General features: G+C 60.8%; 17 protein-coding genes. 7 read left to right on the forward strand and 10 right to left on the reverse strand.

All coding sequences use genetic code 11. From position 1 onward, the window contains the following. Nucleotides 1-215: 215 nt before the first annotated feature. Both rep and DCO47_RS12460 read left to right on the forward strand, forming a co-directional pair. A complete protein-coding gene (gene rep / locus DCO47_RS12455) occupies nucleotides 216-2225 on the forward strand; it encodes a DNA helicase Rep (protein WP_016772574.1) in 2010 nt (669 codons plus the stop codon). A 57-nt stretch (nucleotides 2226-2282) separates the two neighbouring features. Further along, nucleotides 2283-2855 carry a xanthine phosphoribosyltransferase gene (locus DCO47_RS12460; RefSeq protein WP_042607125.1) on the forward strand — a complete coding sequence of 191 codons (573 nt, stop codon included), beginning with the start codon at nucleotides 2283-2285 and terminating at the stop codon, nucleotides 2853-2855. Nucleotides 2856-2986: 131 nt separating this feature from the next. On the opposite strand, the gene DCO47_RS12465 is transcribed toward DCO47_RS12460, so the two are convergent. The 6 genes from DCO47_RS12465 to dadA all read right to left on the reverse strand — a co-directional run bounded on the left by DCO47_RS12465 (nucleotide 2987) and on the right by dadA (nucleotide 9279). After that, nucleotides 2987-4909, reverse strand: a complete 1923-nt coding sequence (locus DCO47_RS12465) for an acetyl-CoA hydrolase/transferase C-terminal domain-containing protein (protein ID WP_083353816.1) — start codon at nucleotides 4907-4909, stop codon at nucleotides 2987-2989. Nucleotides 4910-5251: 342 nt separating this feature from the next. Then, nucleotides 5252-5665 (reverse strand): cytochrome c5 family protein, encoded by a 414-nt coding sequence (locus DCO47_RS12475; RefSeq protein ID WP_042607130.1) that lies wholly within the window; start codon nucleotides 5663-5665, stop codon nucleotides 5252-5254. 180 nt (nucleotides 5666-5845) lie between these two features. Beyond that, nucleotides 5846-6394, reverse strand: a complete 549-nt coding sequence (locus tag DCO47_RS12480) for a cupin domain-containing protein (protein WP_016772566.1) — start codon at nucleotides 6392-6394, stop codon at nucleotides 5846-5848. Nucleotides 6395-6482: 88 nt separating this feature from the next. Then, nucleotides 6483-7556, reverse strand: coding sequence for an alanine racemase (gene alr, locus DCO47_RS12485; protein ID WP_042607131.1), 1074 nt, complete (start codon nucleotides 7554-7556; stop codon nucleotides 6483-6485). A 93-nt stretch (nucleotides 7557-7649) separates the two neighbouring features. Continuing rightward, a complete protein-coding gene (locus DCO47_RS12490) occupies nucleotides 7650-8003 on the reverse strand; it encodes a RidA family protein (protein WP_042607132.1) in 354 nt (117 codons plus the stop codon). After that, nucleotides 7975-9279 carry a D-amino acid dehydrogenase gene (dadA, locus tag DCO47_RS12495; protein ID WP_039757381.1) on the reverse strand — a complete coding sequence of 435 codons (1305 nt, stop codon included), beginning with the start codon at nucleotides 9277-9279 and terminating at the stop codon, nucleotides 7975-7977. The genes DCO47_RS12490 and dadA overlap by 29 nt, the downstream gene beginning before the upstream one ends. Nucleotides 9280-9432: 153 nt before the next feature. Between dadA and DCO47_RS12500 the strand changes: the two genes are divergently transcribed. Then, nucleotides 9433-9921, forward strand: a complete 489-nt coding sequence (locus DCO47_RS12500; RefSeq protein ID WP_010465173.1) for an Lrp/AsnC ligand binding domain-containing protein — start codon at nucleotides 9433-9435, stop codon at nucleotides 9919-9921. 118 nt (nucleotides 9922-10039) lie between these two features. Here the strand turns inward: DCO47_RS12500 and DCO47_RS12505 are convergent, their stop codons facing one another. Further along, the gene (locus DCO47_RS12505) at nucleotides 10040-10393 is read right to left on the reverse strand and encodes a YkgJ family cysteine cluster protein (protein ID WP_116658192.1); all 354 of its coding nucleotides are present in this window, start codon (nucleotides 10391-10393) and stop codon (nucleotides 10040-10042) included. Nucleotides 10394-10539: 146 nt separating this feature from the next. Between DCO47_RS12505 and DCO47_RS12510 the strand changes: the two genes are divergently transcribed. Then, a complete protein-coding gene (locus DCO47_RS12510; protein ID WP_116658193.1) occupies nucleotides 10540-11850 on the forward strand; it encodes an FAD-binding oxidoreductase in 1311 nt (436 codons plus the stop codon). 118 nt (nucleotides 11851-11968) lie between these two features. On the opposite strand, the gene DCO47_RS12515 is transcribed toward DCO47_RS12510, so the two are convergent. Then, nucleotides 11969-12211, reverse strand: coding sequence for a DUF1127 domain-containing protein (locus DCO47_RS12515; RefSeq protein ID WP_064364649.1), 243 nt, complete (start codon nucleotides 12209-12211; stop codon nucleotides 11969-11971). Between the two features lie 175 nt (nucleotides 12212-12386). On the opposite strand from DCO47_RS12515, the gene DCO47_RS12520 reads away from it, so the two are divergent. Both DCO47_RS12520 and DCO47_RS12525 read left to right on the forward strand, forming a co-directional pair. Next, nucleotides 12387-13808, forward strand: coding sequence for a PLP-dependent aminotransferase family protein (locus DCO47_RS12520; protein ID WP_064364648.1), 1422 nt, complete (start codon nucleotides 12387-12389; stop codon nucleotides 13806-13808). A gap of 61 nt (nucleotides 13809-13869) precedes the next feature. Then, entirely contained in the window at nucleotides 13870-15438 is a 1569-nt protein-coding gene (locus DCO47_RS12525; RefSeq protein ID WP_116658194.1) for a phospholipase D family protein, read from the forward strand. Between the two features lie 119 nt (nucleotides 15439-15557). Here the strand turns inward: DCO47_RS12525 and DCO47_RS12530 are convergent, their stop codons facing one another. Further along, on the reverse strand, nucleotides 15558-16703 hold the full coding sequence (locus DCO47_RS12530; RefSeq protein WP_116658195.1) for an MFS transporter: 1146 nt from the start codon (nucleotides 16701-16703) through the stop codon (nucleotides 15558-15560). 185 nt (nucleotides 16704-16888) lie between these two features. After that, nucleotides 16889-18382 carry an aldehyde dehydrogenase gene (locus DCO47_RS12535; protein ID WP_116658196.1) on the reverse strand — a complete coding sequence of 498 codons (1494 nt, stop codon included), beginning with the start codon at nucleotides 18380-18382 and terminating at the stop codon, nucleotides 16889-16891. Between the two features lie 236 nt (nucleotides 18383-18618). Between DCO47_RS12535 and DCO47_RS12540 the strand changes: the two genes are divergently transcribed. Next, nucleotides 18619-18981 carry a cupin domain-containing protein gene (locus DCO47_RS12540; protein ID WP_042608123.1) on the forward strand — a complete coding sequence of 121 codons (363 nt, stop codon included), beginning with the start codon at nucleotides 18619-18621 and terminating at the stop codon, nucleotides 18979-18981. Nucleotides 18982-19055 lie beyond the last annotated feature (74 nt).

Consider the following 19055-nt stretch of genomic DNA (forward strand, 5'->3'; position numbering starts at 1 on the left):
AATGACCAATGCGTTGTCCGATGACAACGGCAGTGAAAGGTTATTTTGTGTCACGAATGAGAACATTAGCCGCAAAATCCCCGCGTATCCTGCGTGAAAGTAACAAAACCGGCAAATCTGAATCGCGTGTTGCGTCACAAGTCGGACAGAGCAGCACAAATCGCTGAGCCTGTTAAAATGCCGGCCCATTTCGTCAACGACTCCCGAATTTTCGTATGTCCCGACTCAATCCCCGGCAGCAAGAAGCCGTGAACTACGTCGGCGGCCCTCTATTGGTGCTCGCCGGTGCTGGCTCCGGCAAGACCAGCGTGATCACGCGCAAGATCGCGCACCTGATTCAGAACTGCGGCATCCGCGCCCAGTACATCGTCGCCATGACCTTTACCAACAAGGCCGCGCGCGAAATGAAAGAGCGGGTCGGCACCCTGTTGCGTGCCGGCGAAGGTCGCGGCCTGACCGTCTGCACCTTCCACAACCTGGGCCTGAACATCATCCGCAAGGAGCATGCGCGGCTGGGCTACAAACCCGGTTTCTCGATCTTCGACGAGACCGACGTCAAAGCCCTGATGACCGACATCATGCAGAAGGAATACGCAGGCGACGACGGCGTCGACGAGATCAAGAACATGATCGGCGCCTGGAAAAACGACCTGATCCTGCCTGCCCAGGCCCTGGAAAACGCGCGCAATCCCAAAGAGCAGACCGCCGCCATCGTCTACACCCACTATCAGCGCACGCTCAAGGCGTTCAACGCGGTGGACTTCGACGACCTGATCCTGCTGCCGGTAAAGCTTTTCGAAGAACACGCCGACATTCTCGAAAAGTGGCAGAACAAGGTGCGTTACCTGCTCGTCGACGAATACCAGGACACCAACGCCAGTCAGTATCTGTTGGTGAAGATGCTCATCGGCAAGCGCAACCAGTTCACCGTGGTGGGCGACGATGACCAGTCGATCTATGCCTGGCGTGGCGCGCGCCCGGAAAACCTGATGCTGCTCAAGGACGACTATCCGTCCTTGAAAGTGGTCATGCTCGAACAGAACTACCGTTCAACCAGCCGCATCCTGCGCTGCGCCAACGTGCTGATCTCGAACAACCCGCACGAATTCGAAAAACAGCTGTGGAGCGAGATGGGCCACGGCGACGAGATCCGCGTGATCCGCTGCCGCAACGAGGACGCCGAAGCCGAGCGCGTGGCCATGGAAATCCTCAGCCTGCATCTGCGCACGGACCGCCCGTACAGCGATTTCGCGATTCTCTATCGCGGTAACTATCAGGCCAAGCTGATCGAATTGAAGCTGCAACACCACCAGGTGCCGTATCGCCTGAGCGGCGGCAACAGCTTCTTCGGCCGTCAGGAAGTTAAGGACCTGATGGCCTACTTCCGCCTGATCGTAAATCCGGATGACGACAACGCCTTCCTGCGCGTGATCAACGTGCCGCGCCGCGAGATCGGTTCGACCACCCTGGAAAAACTCGGCAACTACGCCACCGAACGCAAAATCTCGATGTACGCCGCCACCGACGAAATTGGCCTGGGTGAACATCTCGACAGCCGCTTCACCGATCGCCTGGCGCGCTTCAAGCGCTTCATGGACAAGGTCCGCGAGCAGTGCGCCGGCGAAGATCCGATTTCGGCGCTGCGCAGCATGGTCATGGACATCGACTACGAGAACTGGCTGCGCACCAACAGCTCCAGCGACAAGGCTGCGGACTACCGCATGGGCAACGTCTGGTTCCTGATCGAGGCGTTGAAAAACACCCTTGAGAAAGACGAAGACGGCGAAATGACCGTCGAGGACGCCATCGGCAAACTGGTGCTGCGCGACATGCTCGAGCGCCAGCAGGAAGAGGAGGACGGCGCCGAAGGTGTGCAGATGATGACGCTGCACGCATCCAAAGGGCTGGAATTTCCCTACGTGTTCATCATGGGCATGGAAGAGGAAATCCTCCCGCACCGCTCCAGTATCGAAGCCGACACCATCGAAGAAGAACGTCGCCTGGCCTATGTGGGCATCACCCGTGCCCGCCAGACCCTGGCGTTCACCTTTGCCGCCAAGCGCAAGCAGTACGGCGAAATCATCGACTGCGCGCCGAGCCGCTTCCTGGATGAACTGCCGCCGGACGATCTGGCCTGGGAAGGCAACGACGACACCCCGACTGAAGTCAAAGCCGTGCGCGGAAATAGCGCATTGGCCGATATACGCGCGATGTTAAAGCGCTAGAATCGACTACTTTTTAATCTACCTTCGGCGCCCATCGCGCCAACAGAGGAAGCTGTTGTGGAAGCACTGCACAAAAAAATCCGCGAAGAAGGCATCGTGCTTTCCGATCAGGTCCTGAAAGTCGACGCCTTTCTGAACCACCAGATCGACCCGGCACTGATGAAGCTGATCGGTGACGAATTCGCCGCGCTGTTCAAGGACTCGGGGATTACCAAGATCGTCACCATCGAAGCTTCGGGCATCGCCCCAGCGATCATGACCGGTCTGAACCTCGGCGTGCCGGTGATCTTCGCCCGCAAGCAACAGTCGCTGACCCTGACTGAAAACCTGCTCTCGGCGACCGTGTACTCGTTCACCAAAAAGACCGAAAGCACCGTGGCCATCTCCCCGCGTCACCTGACCAGCAGCGACCGCGTGCTGATCATCGACGACTTCCTCGCCAACGGTAAGGCCTCGCAAGCGCTGATCTCGATCATCAAACAGGCCGGCGCCACCGTTGCCGGTCTGGGCATCGTCATCGAGAAGTCGTTCCAGGGCGGCCGCGCCGAACTGGACTCGCAGGGCTACCGCGTCGAGTCGCTGGCCCGGGTGAAATCGCTGAAGGATGGCGTCGTTACCTTCATCGAGTAACCAGCAGCACCGAGTTACCCCTGTGGGAGCGAGCCTGCTCGCGAATGCATTGTGTCAGTCACCCTGTTGAGGGAATGACACACCGCTTTCGCGAGCAGGCTCGCTCCCACAGCGGCTTCTGGGGTGGGCAGTTATTGCGTGGTGGCTTTCAGACCAGTGAGGAGCAGGCGCTGGAAAAGGTCTTCCTTCAACCCCTCCGGATTCGTCAGCTGCATCCGCTCAAGATGCTCCGGGAACGTTGAGGCCTCCGGCGCATCCAGCGCTGCCTTGCCCAGTTCCAGAATCTCGCTCAGCTTGAACTTGCTCTTCAGCCAGTTCAGCGCGCGCAACAGATCCCGTTCGATCGCGGTGAAATCACAACCTAGCGGGTACTCCGGAAACAGGTTCGGGTGCCGCGCGGCAATCGCCTGCAAGCGTTGCGGTGTGTTGTCGGCAAACCGTGGATCAATACGGAAATCCTTCGGCAGCTTGCCGACGTTCTGCGCCTGTTCGATGAGCCCTGGCTGAAAACGTGAGTCGCTGATGTTGAGCAGCGCTTCGATCACTGCCGCGTCGGATTTGCCGCGCAGGTCGGCGATGCCGTACTCGGTGACGACGATGTCGCGCAGATGCCGCGGAATCGTGCAGTGGCCGTATTCCCAGACGATGTTGGAACTGACCTCGCCGGCGGACTCGCGCCAGCTGCGCAGAATCAGAATCGACCGCGCATTGTGCAACGCGTGTCCCTGCGCCACGAAGTTGTACTGCCCGCCGACCCCACTGAGCACCCGTCCGTCTTCCAACTGATCCGCGACACCCGCCCCCAGCAACGTCATGTTGAACACGGTGTTGATGAAGCGCGCATCAAGGCGCTGCAGACGTTTGAGTTCTTCCTGCCCATACAGCTCGTTGATGTAGCTGATGCGGGTCATGTTGAATTCTAGCAACCTGCTTTGCGGCAACTCGCGCAGCCGTTCATAGAAGCTGCGCGGGCCGAGGAAGAAACCGCCGTGCACGCAGATACCGTCAGGTTGTGCCGCTTCGTCGAGGGTGCCGGCATTGGCCTGTTCCTGCGTCGGCACATCGGGATAGACCTTGCGCCGAATGATCCCGGCATCTGCCAGCACCAGCAGACCGTTGACGAACATCTCGCTGCAACCATAAAGGCCTTTGGCAAAGGGCGCGGTGCCGCCCTCGCGCTGGATCAATTGCGCCCATTGGCTGAGGTTGATGTCATCGAGTAACGCCTGATAGCCGGCGTTATCGGCCTGACGGGCAAGCAGCGCTGCGGTCAACGCGTCACCCATCGAACCGATACCAATCTGCAGCGTTCCGCCGTCGCGCACCAACGTACTGGCGTGCAAGCCAATGAAATGATCCTGGAAGCCCACCGGCATATTCGGCGTGGAAAACAGCGTGCTGCTGTCCTTCTCGTCGATCAGCAGATCGAAGGTGTCGATGTCGACTTCAGCATCGCCGGGCATGTACGGCAGATCCGTATGCACCTGGCCGACCAGCACAATGGTCTCCCCCGCCTCGCGGCGCTTGGCGATCATCGGCAACAGGTCAAGGGTGATGTCCGGGTTGCAACTCAGGCTCAGCCGATCGGGATGTTCGCTGTTGCTGGCGAGCAACTGCGCCACCAGGTTCAGGCCTGCTGCGTTGATGTCGCGGGCGGCATGGCTGTAATTGCTGCTGACGTAATCCTGCTGCGCCGGCGCGCTGTTGAGCAGGCTGCCGGGCTGCATGAAGAACTGCTGGATACGGATGTTGGCGGGCAGGCTGTCGCGCTGCAGATCGGCGAGGAAATCGAACTCCGGATAATCACCGAACACCCGCTCGACGAAGGGCTCGATAAAGCGCTTCTGTAAGCCATCGCCCAGATTCGGCCGACCGAGGCACAGCGCGGTATAGATCGTCAGCTGCCGCTCGGGCAGCTCCTTGATGCGCCGGTACAGCGCGTTGACGAAGTGATTCGGCTTGCCCAGCCCCAGCGGCAGGCCCATGTGGATGTGCGCCGGCAAGCGCGCCAGTACGTCGTCCACCGCCTGTTCGATCGAACACAACTGCACCATCTGAAGCCTCCCGCCCGTTCCGTTGATAGGGGTAGACCGAGATTGCCTTGAGTTTGCTGCAAAGGACAGCGTTTGGTTTCGAGATGTTTGTTCAACTTAAGAGGGTCACCCTCACCCTTGCCCTCTCCCAGAGGGAGAGGGAACTGATTGAGGATATTCAGCATTTCGTTGACATTGAAAACGCTCCACCGAATCCAATAATCGACTTGATCCTTCAGGTCGATGTACAACGCCAGAGACCTCGGTCGGTTCCCTTCCCTCAGGGAGAGGGTTCCGGTGAGGGCTCTTGATTTACGGGCACAAAAAAACCGTCCGAAGACGGTTTTTCGTTGAGAGCGTCGCTTACAGACCGGACATCTCTTTGATCGCACCTTTGAGCTCTTCATCGGAGCAATCGGCGCAGGTGCCTTTTGGCGGCATGGCGTTGATGCCGGTGATGGCCTTGGCAAGGATGCCGTCCAGACCACCCTGATGATCGGCCCGCTCCTTCCAGGCTGCCTTGTCGCCGATCTTCGGCGCGCCGAGCAGGCCCGTGCCGTGGCAAGCGTTGCAATGCTTGGCGATCACGTCTTTAGGTGCCTTCGCCCCGCCTCCGCCGCCTGCGGTCGCAGCCACTTCCATACCCTTGCATTCCTGCCCTTGAACACACACCTGGCCGACGGGCTCGATGCGTTTGGCGATGTCGTCATTCGTCGCAGCTTGAGCGCTGACAGCCCAGAGGGCCAGTACGGTTGCTGGTGCAGCCAGCATTTTCATAATTAGGTTCACGCGTTCACCCTCAATGGTGGCTATTCACGCCTGCGGCCACGGTTCGCAGGCGGCGCAAGTATAGCGGCTAGGCCGCTGTACTGAAACAACCCCATGGTTAGAGGGGTCTTGTTGCGCATCGGAAGAACGGTCCGGGTGCCTTCGCCGTAATGGTCTGGCGCCTCTTGCTTAGAAATTCGCCGGCGTCGCTGCGCTGATTAGTCGCGCCGGTACGTCGAACGGATTACGGAAACGATGCGGCTTGGTACTTTCAAAATAGTAGCTGTCGCCAGCTTCGAGGATAAAAGTTTCCAGACCCACCACCAGCTCCAGGCGACCTTCCACCAGAATCCCGGTTTCCTCGCCTTCATGGGTGAGCATTTCTTCGCCAGTGTCGGCGCCCGGCGGGTAGATTTCGTTGAGGAAGGCGATGGCGCGGCTGGGGTGGGCGCGGCCGACCAGTTTCATGGTCACGGCGCCGTCGGAGATGTCGATCAGCTCGTTGGCCTTGTAGACGATCTGGGTCGGTTGGTCCTGCAGGATCTCTTCGGAAAAGAACTCGACCATGGACATGGGAATGCCGCCGAGCACCTTTCTCAGCGAACTGATCGAAGGACTGACACTGTTCTTTTCGATCATCGAAATGGTGCTGTTGGTGACGCCCGCGCGTTTGGCGAGTTCACGCTGGGAAAGCCCTTTGAGCTTGCGGATCGATTGCAGTCGTTCACCGACGTCCAAGGCGGGAGCCTCCTGATGTTGTAAGAATATTGAGCGTTATCATGGCGACAGCGTTCAGTATTTACAACACTTGGCCCCCGTAGCGGCGTCAACCCTCGGAATAGAGCCTCGGCACCCGACGCAGGTTGCAGAATATCTGGTAAGGGATGGTGTCGGCCCACTTCGCCACCTCGCTGGCGAGGATGTTCTTGCCCCACAACTCGACGTCGGAACCGAGGCCGGCTTCCGGCACATCGGTCAGGTCGATGCAGAGCATGTCCATCGACACGCGCCCCAGCAGGCGGCTGCGTTTGCCGGCCACAAGCACCGGCGTGCCGGTCGGCGCCTGACGCGGGTAGCCGTCAGCGTAACCCATGGCGACCACGCCGATGCGCATGGGTTTGTCGGTGATGAACCTGGCGCCATAGCCAATCGGTTCGCCGGCCGGCAGTTCACGCACGCTGATGACTTTCGATGCGAGGGTCATCACCGGTTGCAGGCGCTCGGCCACTGCGTTGGCTTCTTCGAACGGGGTCGCGCCGTAGAGCATGATGCCCGGGCGTACCCAATCGCTTTTGATTTCTGGCCAGCCGAGCACGGCTGGCGAGTTGCGCAGGCTGACTTCCGCCGCCAAGCCCTGACGCGCCGCTTCGAACACTGCCACCTGCTCGGCGCTGCTCTGCGCGTGCAATTCATCGGCGCGGGCGAAGTGGCTCATCAGCACGATTTTCGCCACTTTGCCGCTGGCCAGCAGACGCTGGTACGCCGCTGGGTAATCTTTCGGATGCAGGCCGACCCGGTGCATGCCGGAGTCGAGCTTGAGCCACACCGTGATGGGTTTGCTCAGCGCCGCCTGCTCGATCGCTTCGAGCTGCCACAGCGAATGCACCACGCACCAGAAATCATGCTCGACGATCAACGCCAGCTCGTCTGCCTCGAAGAAGCCTTCCAGCAGCAGTACCGGCGCGCGAATCCCGGCAGCGCGCAACTCCAGTGCCTCTTCGATGCACGCCACGGCAAAACCGTCCGCCTCGGCTGCCAGTGCCTGGGCGCAACGCACCGCGCCATGGCCGTAGGCGTCCGCCTTGATCACCGCAAGCGCTTTGGCGCCAGTGACTTCACGGGCAATTCGGTAGTTGTGACGCAGGGCTTGAAGATCGATCAGGGCACGGGCAGGACGCATGGCGGCAGACTTCTGGGCGGTCATGGAAAGAAAAACCGGCGCTGACTGACGGCGTGAACCGCCAACAGCGCCGGGAGAGGGATCTCGGAAACGTTATGGCAGCGCGGCGACGATGGAGATCTCCACCAGAATGCTCGGCTTGGCCATCTTCGCTTCGACGGTGGCGCGGGCGGGCGCGGCGCCTTTCGGCAGCCACTGGTCCCACACTGCGTTCATGCCGGCAAAGTGGGCGTCGATGTCGTTCAGGTAGATCGTCGCCGACAACAGATGCTGCTTGTCCGTCCCGGCCAGATCGAGCAGGCGCTCGATATTGGCGAGCACGTCGCGGGTCTGCTGTTCAATTCCGGCGTCGAAGTCGTCGCCGACCTGCCCGGCCAGATACACGATGCCGTTGTGGCTGACGATCTGACTCATGCGCTCATTGGTGAGCTGGCGCTGGATTGACATGTTTTGCGGACTCCTGGGTCTGGTTGCCGTAACGGGAAATATCGAGGCCTTCGGCGCTGATCTGGGGCTTTTTCTTCGCCATCAGGTCGGCGAGCAAACGGCCGGAACCGCAAGCCATGGTCCAGCCGAGCGTACCGTGACCGGTGTTGAGGAACAGATTCTTGAATGGCGTAGCACCAACGATCGGCGTGCCGTCCGGCGTGGTCGGGCGCAGGCCGGTCCAGAAACTCGCCTCGGCCAGATTGCCGCCCTGAGGATAAAGGTCGTTGACGATCATCTCCAGGGTTTCGCGTCGACGCGGGTTGAGCGACAGGTCGAAACCGGCGATCTCGGCCATGCCACCGACGCGGATGCGGTTGTCGAAACGGGTGATCGCGACCTTGTAGGTCTCGTCGAGAATGGTTGAAGTCGGCGCCATCGCCGGATCGGTGATCGGCACCGTCAGCGAGTAGCCCTTGAGCGGATACACCGGAGCCTTGATGCCCAGCGGCTTGAGCAGTTGCGGCGAGTAGCTGCCGAGCGCCAGCACGTAGCGGTCGGCGGTTTCCAGCTTGCCGTCGATCCACACGCCGTTGATGCGATCACCGGCGTAGTCGAGCTTCTGGATGTCCTGGCCGAAACGGAATTCCACGCCGAGCTTGCGCGCCATTTCGGCGAGACGGGTGGTGAAGATCTGGCAGTCGCCGGTCTGGTCGTTGGGCAAACGCAGCGCGCCGGCGAGAATGTCGGTCACGCCTGCCAGAGCCGGCTCGACGCGGGCAATGCCGGCGCGATCGAGGACCTCAAACGGCACGCCGGATTCTTTCAGCACGGCGATGTCCTTGGCGGCGTTATCCAGCTGCGCCTGAGTCCGGAACAACTGGGTAGTGCCGAGGCTGCGACCTTCGTATGCAATGCCGGTTTCGGCGCGCAACTCATCGAGGCAGTCACGGCTGTACTCGGACAGACGCACCATGCGCTCCTTGTTCACCGCGTAACGGCTGGCGGTGCAGTTGCGCAGCATTTGCGCCATCCACAGGTACTGATCGATGTCGGCGGTGGCCTTGATCGCCAATGGCGCGTGGCGCTGAAGCAGCCACTTGATCGCCTTGAGCGGCACGCCCGGCGCAGCCCACGGCGAGGCGTAACCCGGCGAGACCTGGCCGGCGTTGGCGAAACTGGTTTCCATGGCCGCAGCAGGCTGCCGGTCCACCACCACCACTTCGAACCCGGCGCGGGCCAGATAGTAAGCACTGGCGGTACCGATAACGCCGCTACCCAAGACCATGACGCGCATTTTCAATCCCTCATCGCGGCTTTTCGCCGAACTGTTTGTTAGAGCACTGATGAGCGCAGTGTAAAAAAGAAATGCCAGTGCTTTTCACTATATAAGCGCCTATATTTGGCGACAATTCTCGGCAAAAACCCTTTTCACGGAGGCGCATCCCCTATGCGTACCAACACTCAGACCAAACGTGAGCTGGACAAGATCGACCGCAATATCCTGCGAATCCTGCAGGCGGACGGGCGGATTTCCTTTACCGAACTGGGGGAAAAGGTCGGCCTCTCGACCACGCCATGCACCGAGCGCGTGCGGCGCCTGGAGCGCGAAGGAATCATCATGGGCTACAACGCCCGGCTCAATCCGCAGCATTTGAAGGGTAGCCTGCTGGTGTTTGTCGAGATCAGCCTCGATTACAAATCCGGCGACACTTTCGAGGAGTTCCGCCGCGCGGTGCTGAAGCTGCCCCATGTGCTGGAGTGTCATTTGGTCTCAGGGGATTTCGACTATCTGGTGAAGGCGCGGATTTCCGAGATGGCCTCCTACCGCAAGCTGCTGGGCGACATTCTGTTGAAGCTACCGCATGTGCGCGAATCGAAGAGTTACATCGTCATGGAAGAGGTGAAAGAGAGCCTGTGCCTGCCGATTCCGGATTGACATTTTCGGTGCCCGACCCGGCCCTATCGCGAGCAGGCTCACTCCTACACTTGCAATGCGTACCCCTGTAGGAGTGAGCCTGCTCGCGATGGCGTCAACTCGGTTCCGAGTGAACGCGTTAAACCAGCACCTGCCGATTCGCCGCCATGTATTCGAATATCTGCTTCTCCACCCGCGGATGAATCAACTCCACCGGTCGCCGCTCGTTAGGGCACGGCAAGGTCTTGGTGGTGCCGAACAATCGGCAGATCAGCGGTCGCTCTTCATACACCGTGCAGCCATTCGGCCCCAGGTGCACACAGTTGAGTGCTTCCAGCGCCGCGTCCTGCTCGGCGCGGGTCTTGCGCGGCAGTCGTGCCATCTCTTCGGGCGAAGTGGTCACTGGCCCGCAGCAGTCGTGGCAGCCCGGCACGCATTCGAACGTCGGGATCTGCTGACGCAGGGCACGGATTTTCTGGTTGTTGCAGCTCATCGAAACAGTGACCAAAGTGGCGGGACAACGATTGTGCCGCAAAAGCCCGGATCCAGACACCGCAGACCGACCGATGTTGCCCGCCTTCAGCCGCGCAGCTTATGCTCCGTCAAATTTTCTCGACACTCAGCCGTTGGATGATGCCCATGACCGCCCGCGCCCAGACCACCGCGAGCCAGCCCCACGTTGCCTCTTATTACGCCGCCAGCAGCTTGCCGCAGCCCGACCATCCTGTGCTGCAAGGCGACGTGGCGGCTGACGTCTGCGTGGTCGGCGGCGGCTTTTCCGGGTTGAACACGGCACTGGAACTGGCTGAGCGCGGCCTCAGCGTAGTGTTGCTGGAAGCGCACAGGATCGGCTGGGGCGCCAGCGGTCGCAACGGCGGGCAGTTGATTCGCGGCGTCGGTCACGGCCTCGATCAGTTCGCCAATGTCATCGGGGCCGACGGCGTGCGCGCGATGAAGCTCATGGGCCTGGAAGCAGTGGAAATCGTCCGCCAGCGCGTCGAGCGTTTCGGCATTGCCTGCGACCTGACCTGGGGCTACTGCGACCTTGCCAACAAGCCTTCCGATCTCGACGGTTTTGCCGAAGACGCCGAAGAACTGCGCAGCCTCGGTTATCGCTACGAAACCCGCCTGTTAAAAGCCAGTGAAATGCACACAGTGGTCGGCTCCAAGCGCTACGTGGGCGGCTTGATCGACATGGGTTCCGGGCATCTGCACCCGCTGAATCTGGCGCTGGGCGAAGCGGCTGCGGCGCAGCAACTGGGCGTGCAGCTGTTTGAGCGTTCGGCGGTGACGCGCATCGATTACGGCCCCGAAGTGAAAGTGCACACGGCGCAGGGCTCGGTGCGGGCGAAGACTCTGGTGCTGGGCTGCAATGCTTATCTCAACGACTTGAATCCGCAACTGAGCGGAAAGGTTCTGCCCGCCGGCAGCTACGTCATCGCCACAGAGCCGCTGAGCGAAGAGCAGGCGCATGACCTGCTGCCGCAGAACATGGCGGTCTGCGATCAACGAGTAGCGCTGGATTACTATCGGCTCTCGGCGGATCGACGCTTGCTGTTCGGTGGTGCCTGCCATTATTCAGGCCGTGATCCGAAAGACATCGGCGCTTATATGCAGCCGAAGATGCTTGAAGTGTTCCCGCAACTGGCCGGGGTGAAAATTGACTATCAATGGGGCGGGATGATCGGCATCGGCGCCAACCGCTTGCCGCAGATCGGCCGGCTCGCCGATCAACCGAACGTGTATTACGCCCAGGCTTATTCCGGACATGGGGTGAATGCCACACACCTGGCCGGCAAGCTGCTGGCCGAGGCGATCAGCGGGCAGCATGGCGGCGGCTTTGATCTGTTCGCCAAGGTGCCGCACATCACCTTCCCCGGTGGCAAGCATTTGCGCTCGCCGCTGTTGGCGCTGGGAATGTTGTGGCATCGGCTTAAAGAGTTGGTCTGACAGAGTTGCGGTGGCTTTAAGGGCCCTATCGCGAGCAGGCTCACTCCTACAGTTGAAATGAGTTTGCCCTGTAGGAGTGAGCCTGCTCGCGATGAGGCCCGCGAGAACGATACAGATCTCAGATCCGCCAGAACGGCTTCAACCCCTCCTCCCGCGCCTGCTCACGGGTCAGCCCGATATCCTTGAGCTGATCCGCCGTCAGCGCCAGCAACGCCTTGCGCGTGTGCAGACGCTGCCAGAACAGACCCCAGCGACTCAGGCCGGACGGCGCGTTACGCAGCTGATTGCGCGCGTTGTCCTTCTGCCCTGCCGCCAGTTCCTGACTGTGTAACGTCAGCCGCACATCGCTCAAGCCGTTCATTTTCGTTGCTCCTGTTTACTTGGGTAGCCAGAGATTCCATGATGCGCGGGCCGGCAAAACCATTACAGACTCAACGAACCTGTATTAACTCCATACAGATTTGCCGATTCGCTGACTGAATGATCGTTTTTTGCCGCATCTGTACTGGTTTTCATCACTGCACACCGAGACCACCATGACTCTGTATGTAAACCTCGCCGAATTGCTCGGCACCCGCATCGAACAGGGCTTCTATCGCCCCGGCGATCGCTTGCCGTCAGTGCGTGCACTGAGCGTTGAACACGGAGTCAGTCTGAGCACGGTGCAGCAGGCCTATCGCGTGCTCGAAGACAGCGGTCTGGCCACGCCAAAACCCAAGTCCGGCTATTTCGTGCCCGTTGGCCGCGAACTGCCGGAATTGCCGGCGATCGGCCGCCCGGCGCAACGGCCGGTGGAGATTTCGCAGTGGGATCAGGTGCTGGAATTGATCCGCGCCGTACCGCGCAAAGACGTTGTGCAGTTGGGCCGCGGCATGCCCGATGTCGGCTCGCCGACCATGAAACCATTGCTGCGTGGACTGGCACGGATCAGTCGGCGGCAGGACATGCCGGGCCTGTATTACGACAACATCCACGGCAACCTCGAACTGCGCGAACAGATCGCACGCCTGATGCTTGATTCCGGCTGTCAGTTGAGCGCCAGCGATCTGGTGATCACCACTGGCTGCCACGAAGCGCTGTCCACCAGCATCCACGCGATCTGCGAGCCGGGCGACATCGTCGCGGTGGACTCACCGAGCTTCCACGGCGCCATGCAGACCCTCAAAGGCCTGGGCATGAAAGCTCTGGAAATCCCCACCGACCCGCTCACCGGCATCAGCCTCGACGCGCTTGAACTGGCCTTGGAACAGTGGCCGATCAAAGCCATTCAGCTCACGCCCAACTGCAACAACCCCCTCGGCTACGTCATGCCCGAGTCGCGCAAGCGCGCCCTGTTGACGCTGGCCCAGCGTTTCGACGTGGCGATCATCGAAGACGATGTGTATGGCGAACTGGCCTACACCTACCCGCGCCCACGTACGATCAAATCCTTCGATGAAGACGGCCGCGTGTTGCTCTGCAGCTCGTTCTCCAAGACTCTGGCGCCGGGGCTGCGCATCGGCTGGGTGGCACCGGGCCGGTATCTGGAGCGGGTGCTGCACATGAAATACATCAGCACCGGATCCACCGCGCCACAACCGCAGATCGCCATTGCCGAATTCATCAAGGCCGGCCATTTCGAGCCGCACCTGCGGCGCATGCGCATGCAGTACCAGCGCAATCGTGACGCGATGATCGACTGGGTGACCCGCTACTTTCCCGCCGGCACTCGCGCCAGTCGCCCGCAGGGCAGCTTCATGCTCTGGGTGGAGCTGCCGGACGGTTTCGACACGCTGAAACTGAATCGCGCGCTGCACGATCAGGGCGTACAGATTGCCGTCGGCAGCATCTTTTCCGCCTCGGGCAAATACCGCAATTGTCTGCGGATGAACTACGCTGCCAAACCAACAGCGCAGATCGAAGAGGCGGTGCGCAAGGTCGGTGCCGCGGCAATCAAATTACTCGCTGAGACCGACTGACCTTTTTTGTCAGCCCGGCGTCCAAAATGCCGACCTCAACCGCCAACCGGAACGATCCTACGTGAGCTTCAGACAGCCCCTACTCGCTTTACTGATACTCGCCTCGTTCCTCAGCGGCTGCGCCAGCCTTGATGTACCGCGCGAACCGAGCCAGGCCCTGCCGGCGTCGGAATCGAGTTTCGGCCGCTCGATCCAGGCGCAGGCCGCGCCCTACAAGGGGCAGTCCGGGTTTCGCCTGCTCTCCGACAGCGGCGAGGCATTTACCGCCAGGGCCGAGCTGATTCGTCACGCCCAGGTCAGCCTCGATTTGCAGTACTACATCGTCCACGACGGCATCAGCACGCGGATGCTGGTGGAGGAAGTGCTCAAGGCTGCCGACCGTGGCGTGCGTGTGCGCATCCTGCTCGATGACACCACCAGCGACGGCCTCGACCAGATCATCGCCACCCTGGCGGCGCATCCGCAGATTCAGATTCGCTTGTTCAATCCGTTGCACCTGGGACGCAGCACCGGCGTCACGCGTGCGGCCGGGCGACTGTTCAATCTGTCTGTGCAGCATCGGCGCATGCACAACAAGTTGTGGCTGGCGGACAACAGCGCGGCCATCGTCGGCGGGCGCAATCTGGGCGACGAGTATTTCGACGCCGAACCCAACCTGAATTTCACCGACATCGACATGCTCAGCATCGGCCCGGTGGCCGAGCAGCTCGGGCACAGTTTCGATCAGTACTGGAACAGTGCGCTGAGCAAGCCGATCGACGAATTCCTCTCCAGCCAGCCGACCGCCGCCGACCTGGAAAACACGCGCACGCGCCTGGAAGAGTCGCTGGAAGAAACCCGCAGGCAGAACCACGCGCTGTATCAGCAGTTGATGAAGTTCACCACCGACCCGCGCATGGACATCTGGCGCAAAGAGCTGATCTGGGCCTGGAACCAGGCGTTGTGGGATGCGCCGAGCAAGGTTCTGTCCAAGGGCGAACCTGATCCGCACCTGCTGCTGACCACACAACTGGCGCCGGAACTGACCGGTGTCAGCAAAGAGCTGATCATGATTTCCGCGTATTTCGTGCCGGGTCAGCCGGGGCTGGTCTACCTGACTGGGCGCGCCGATGCCGGGGTCTCCGTGAGCCTATTGACCAATTCGCTGGAGGCCACCGACGTGCCGGCGGTGCATGGCGGCTACGCGCCCTATCGCAAGGCGTTGCTGGAACACGGGGTGAAACTCTATGAACTGCGGCGCCAACCTGGGGATAACTATGGCAGCGGTCCGCGAGTGTTCTACAGCCGCTCGTATCGCGGCTCGGATTCCAGCCTGCACAGCAAGGCGATGATTTTCGATCGGCGCAAATCGTTTATCGGCTCGTTCAATTTCGACCCGCGCTCGGTGCTGTGGAACACCGAAGTCGGCATTCTGGTCGACAGCCCGGAACTGGCCGAGCACGTCCGCGCACTGGCGCTGCAAGGCATGGCGCCAACCCTGAGTTATCAGGCGAAGCTTGCGGACGGCAAGGTCGTCTGGGTCACCGAAAACAACGGCCAGATGCACACCCTGACCAAGGAACCGGGGAGCTGGTGGCGGCGCTTCAACTCATGGTTCAGCACCAGCGTCGGCCTGGAGCGGATGCTGTAAGTCCGTCTGTTGGTGATCCCTTGTGGAAGCGAGCCTGCTCGCGAAAACGGTTTCACATCCAGAAATGAGCTGACTGGTGCACCGCTTTCGCGAGCAGGCTCGCTCCCACAGGAGTGCGCTCAGGCAGCTTCTGCCGTTGTGCCGAATGCCCCCTGGCGCAACAACAAAAGCACCAATCCAAACGCGCCCGCCGCCATCAACAGCGGCAATGCATGCCCATTGATCCACTGACTGCCTGCCCCCGCCGCCAACGGCCCGACCAGACAACCGACACCCCACAACTGCGCGATATGCGCATTGGCGCGCATCAGCGCATCGTCACGATAGCGCTCGCCAATCAGGATCAGCGACAGGGTAAACAGGCCGCCGGCACTGGCACCGAACAGCACCCACAGCGGCCAGATCAGCAGCGTGTCGAGCAACAGTGGAATGGCCAGACTCGACAGCATCAACACCACCGCGCACCCGGCAAACAGCGTGCGCCGCGACAGGTAATCAGCCAATGCGCCGATCGGCAGTTGCAACAGCGCATCGCCGACCACCACGGTGCTGACCATGGCCAAGGCGATTTCGGCGGTGAACCCCTGTTGCAGGCAGTACACCGGCAGCAACGTCAGGATCATCGCCTCGAACGCGGCGAACAACGACACTGCCCAGGCAATCGCCGGCAACTCCCGGGCAAAGCCCCACAGATCGCCAAATGTCACGCTGTTGGCCTCACTGCTCGGCGCGCCGCTGCGACCCAAGAGCAGGAAGGGCGAGACCGTCAGCAGACCCACCCCGACCCAAAAACCGTAATCATGCTCGGTACCCAGCGCGCCCAGCAGCAATGGACCGGACAGTTGGCTCAGCGCATAGCTGCTGCCATATAGCGCCACCAGACGCCCGCGCCACTGCTCGACCACCAGTTGATTGATCCAACTCTCGCCGAGAATGAACACGATGGTCAGGATCACACCGATCAGCAACCGCAGCAGCAACCAGATCGGATAACTCGGCAGCAGCGCCAGCAGGCCGATCGACAATGCCCCGGCCCATAGGCACAGACGCATCAGGTTAGCGGTGCCGAAATACGCAGCGAGATGGCTGGAAATCTTCGCACCCAGCAGCACACCGATCGCCGGCATCGCCGCCATCACACCGATGGCGAATGAGCCGTAACCCCAGCCCTCCAGACGCAACGATACCAATGGCATGCTGACCCCCAGGGCCAAGCCGACACTCAAGATAGACGCCAACACGGCGAAATACGTCGCCCACCGCATGTTCCACGCTCCTGTGGATTTTTTATCTGCACCACAAAACCAGTGTGGGAGCGAGCCTGCTCGCGAATACGGTTTCACATTCAGCAGGTCTGCTGACTGATACACCGCTTTCGCGAGCAGGCTCGCTCCCACAGGGGGATCTCTGCTTGGTCAGGAAGCCCGGAGTGACCGGGCTCGCTAACGTCTTACAGCTTGATCCACGTCGCCTTCAGCTCGGTGTACTTGTCGAAGGCGTGCAGCGATTTGTCGCGACCGTTGCCCGACTGTTTGAAGCCACCGAACGGCGCAGTCATGTCGCCGCCGTCGTACTGGTTGACCCACACACTACCGGCGCGCAAGGCCTTGGCGGTCAGGTGTGCCTTGGAGATGTCCTGGGTCCACACCGCTGCGGCCAGGCCGTATGGCGTGTCGTTGGCGATCTGGATGGCTTCTTCGGCGGTATCGAAAGCGATCACCGACAACACTGGGCCGAAGATCTCTTCCTGGGCAATCTTCATCGCATTGCTCACGCCGTCGAAAATGGTCGGCTCAACGTAAGTGCCACCGGTTTCCTGGAGGATCCGCTTGCCGCCGGCGACCAGTTTGGCGCCATCGCTGTGGCCGGATTCGATGTACGACAGCACGGTGTTCATCTGCTGGGTATCGACCAGCGCACCGACGTTGGTCGCCGGGTCCAGCGGATTGCCGGGTTTCCAGGTTTTCAGCGCCTCGATCACCATCGGCAGGAATTTGTCCTTGATCGAACGCTCGACCAGCAGACGCGAACCGGCGGTGCACACTTCGCCCTGGTTGAAAGCGATGGCGCTGGCGGCAGATTCGGCGGCGGCCTGCAGATCCGGCGCATCGGCGAAGACGATGTTCGGGCTCTTGCCGCCCGCTTCCAGCCAGACGCGTTTCATGTTCGATTCGCCGGCGTAGATCATCAGTTGCTTGGCGATCTTCGTCGAACCGGTGAACACCAGCGTGTCGACGTCATTGTGCAGGCCCAGCGCCTTGCCGACGGTATGACCATAGCCTGGAAGCACGTTGAGCACGCCTTTCGGAATACCGGCCTCAATGGCCAGTGCAGCGATACGGATGGCGGTCAGCGGCGATTTTTCCGACGGCTTGAGGATTACCGAGTTACCGGTCGACAACGCCGGCCCGAGTTTCCAGCAGGCCATCATCAACGGGAAATTCCACGGTACGATAGCGCCGACCACGCCTACCGGCTCGCGAGTCACCAGACCGAGTTGATCATGCGGGGTAGCGGCGACTTCGTCGTAGATCTTGTCGATCGCTTCGCCGCTCCAGCTCAGCGCCTGCGCCGCGCCCGGCACGTCGATATACAGCGAATCGCTGATCGGCTTGCCCATGTCGAGGGTTTCCAGCAGCGCCAGTTCTTCGGCGTGCTGTTTCAGCAGGCTGGCGAAGCGGATCATGGTGGCTTTGCGTTTGGTCGGCGCCAGGCGCGACCAGACACCGGAATTGAAAGTAGCGCGGGCGTTTTCTACGGCACGGTCGGCGTCGGCAGCGTCACAGCTGGCGATCTTGCCAAGCAGACGGCCATCGACCGGGCTGATGCATTCGAAGGTTTCGCCGGAGACGGCGTCGGTGTATTCGCCATTCAGGAAGGCGCGGCCTTCGATTTGCAGATCGCGGGCGCGTTGTTCCCAGTCGGCACGAGTCAGGGTGGTCATTCGGGTGTCCTCCTCTTATTGAATACGAGCACCGCAAGCGCTGCGGCGCTGTTCAAGAATTCTGCCCGGCCAGCCTGCACTTTCGGCCCGAGGCACCCGCCACCCTAAACCAGCGGCCGGGTTTGTTTCAATATATTTGACATAAGCTGGCCATACAGCCTTGCGGTGTTCATTTTAATAAACATAGACTTCGGCTCATTCCAGCCCACGCGTCGTCATCAGCGGAGAAAACAACAATGAACATCCACAACGTCGTCGACATCAGCCTCGCCAGCAGCGAAGCCGAGCGCTATCGCCCGGATCCGACGAAAGTGCTCAAGGGCGATCCTGAGCAGGCGGTGTTCCATCAATACGACAGCCCTTGTGGGCAAATGGGCGTGGGAGTGTGGGAAGGCGCGGTGGGTCAGTGGACGGTGAATTACACCGAGCATGAGTACTGCGAGATTTTGCAGGGGGTTTCGGTACTGCGTGACAGCGATGGCAATGCCAAGACCTTGCGGGTTGGCGACCGGTTTGTAATTCCGGCGGGGTTTCGTGGCACCTGGGAAGTGCTGGAGGCTTGCCGCAAGGTTTATGTGATCTTTGAACAGAAGGCTTGAGATGTTCGCTGCCTGATCTGGCCCTATCGCGAGCAGGCTCACTCCTACACGACCGCATTCCACGTGCAGGAGTG

The sequence above is a fragment of the Pseudomonas sp. NDM genome (assembly GCF_003105095.1).
In the GTDB taxonomy this organism is placed as follows: Bacteria; Pseudomonadota; Gammaproteobacteria; order Pseudomonadales; family Pseudomonadaceae; genus Aquipseudomonas; species Aquipseudomonas moraviensis_A.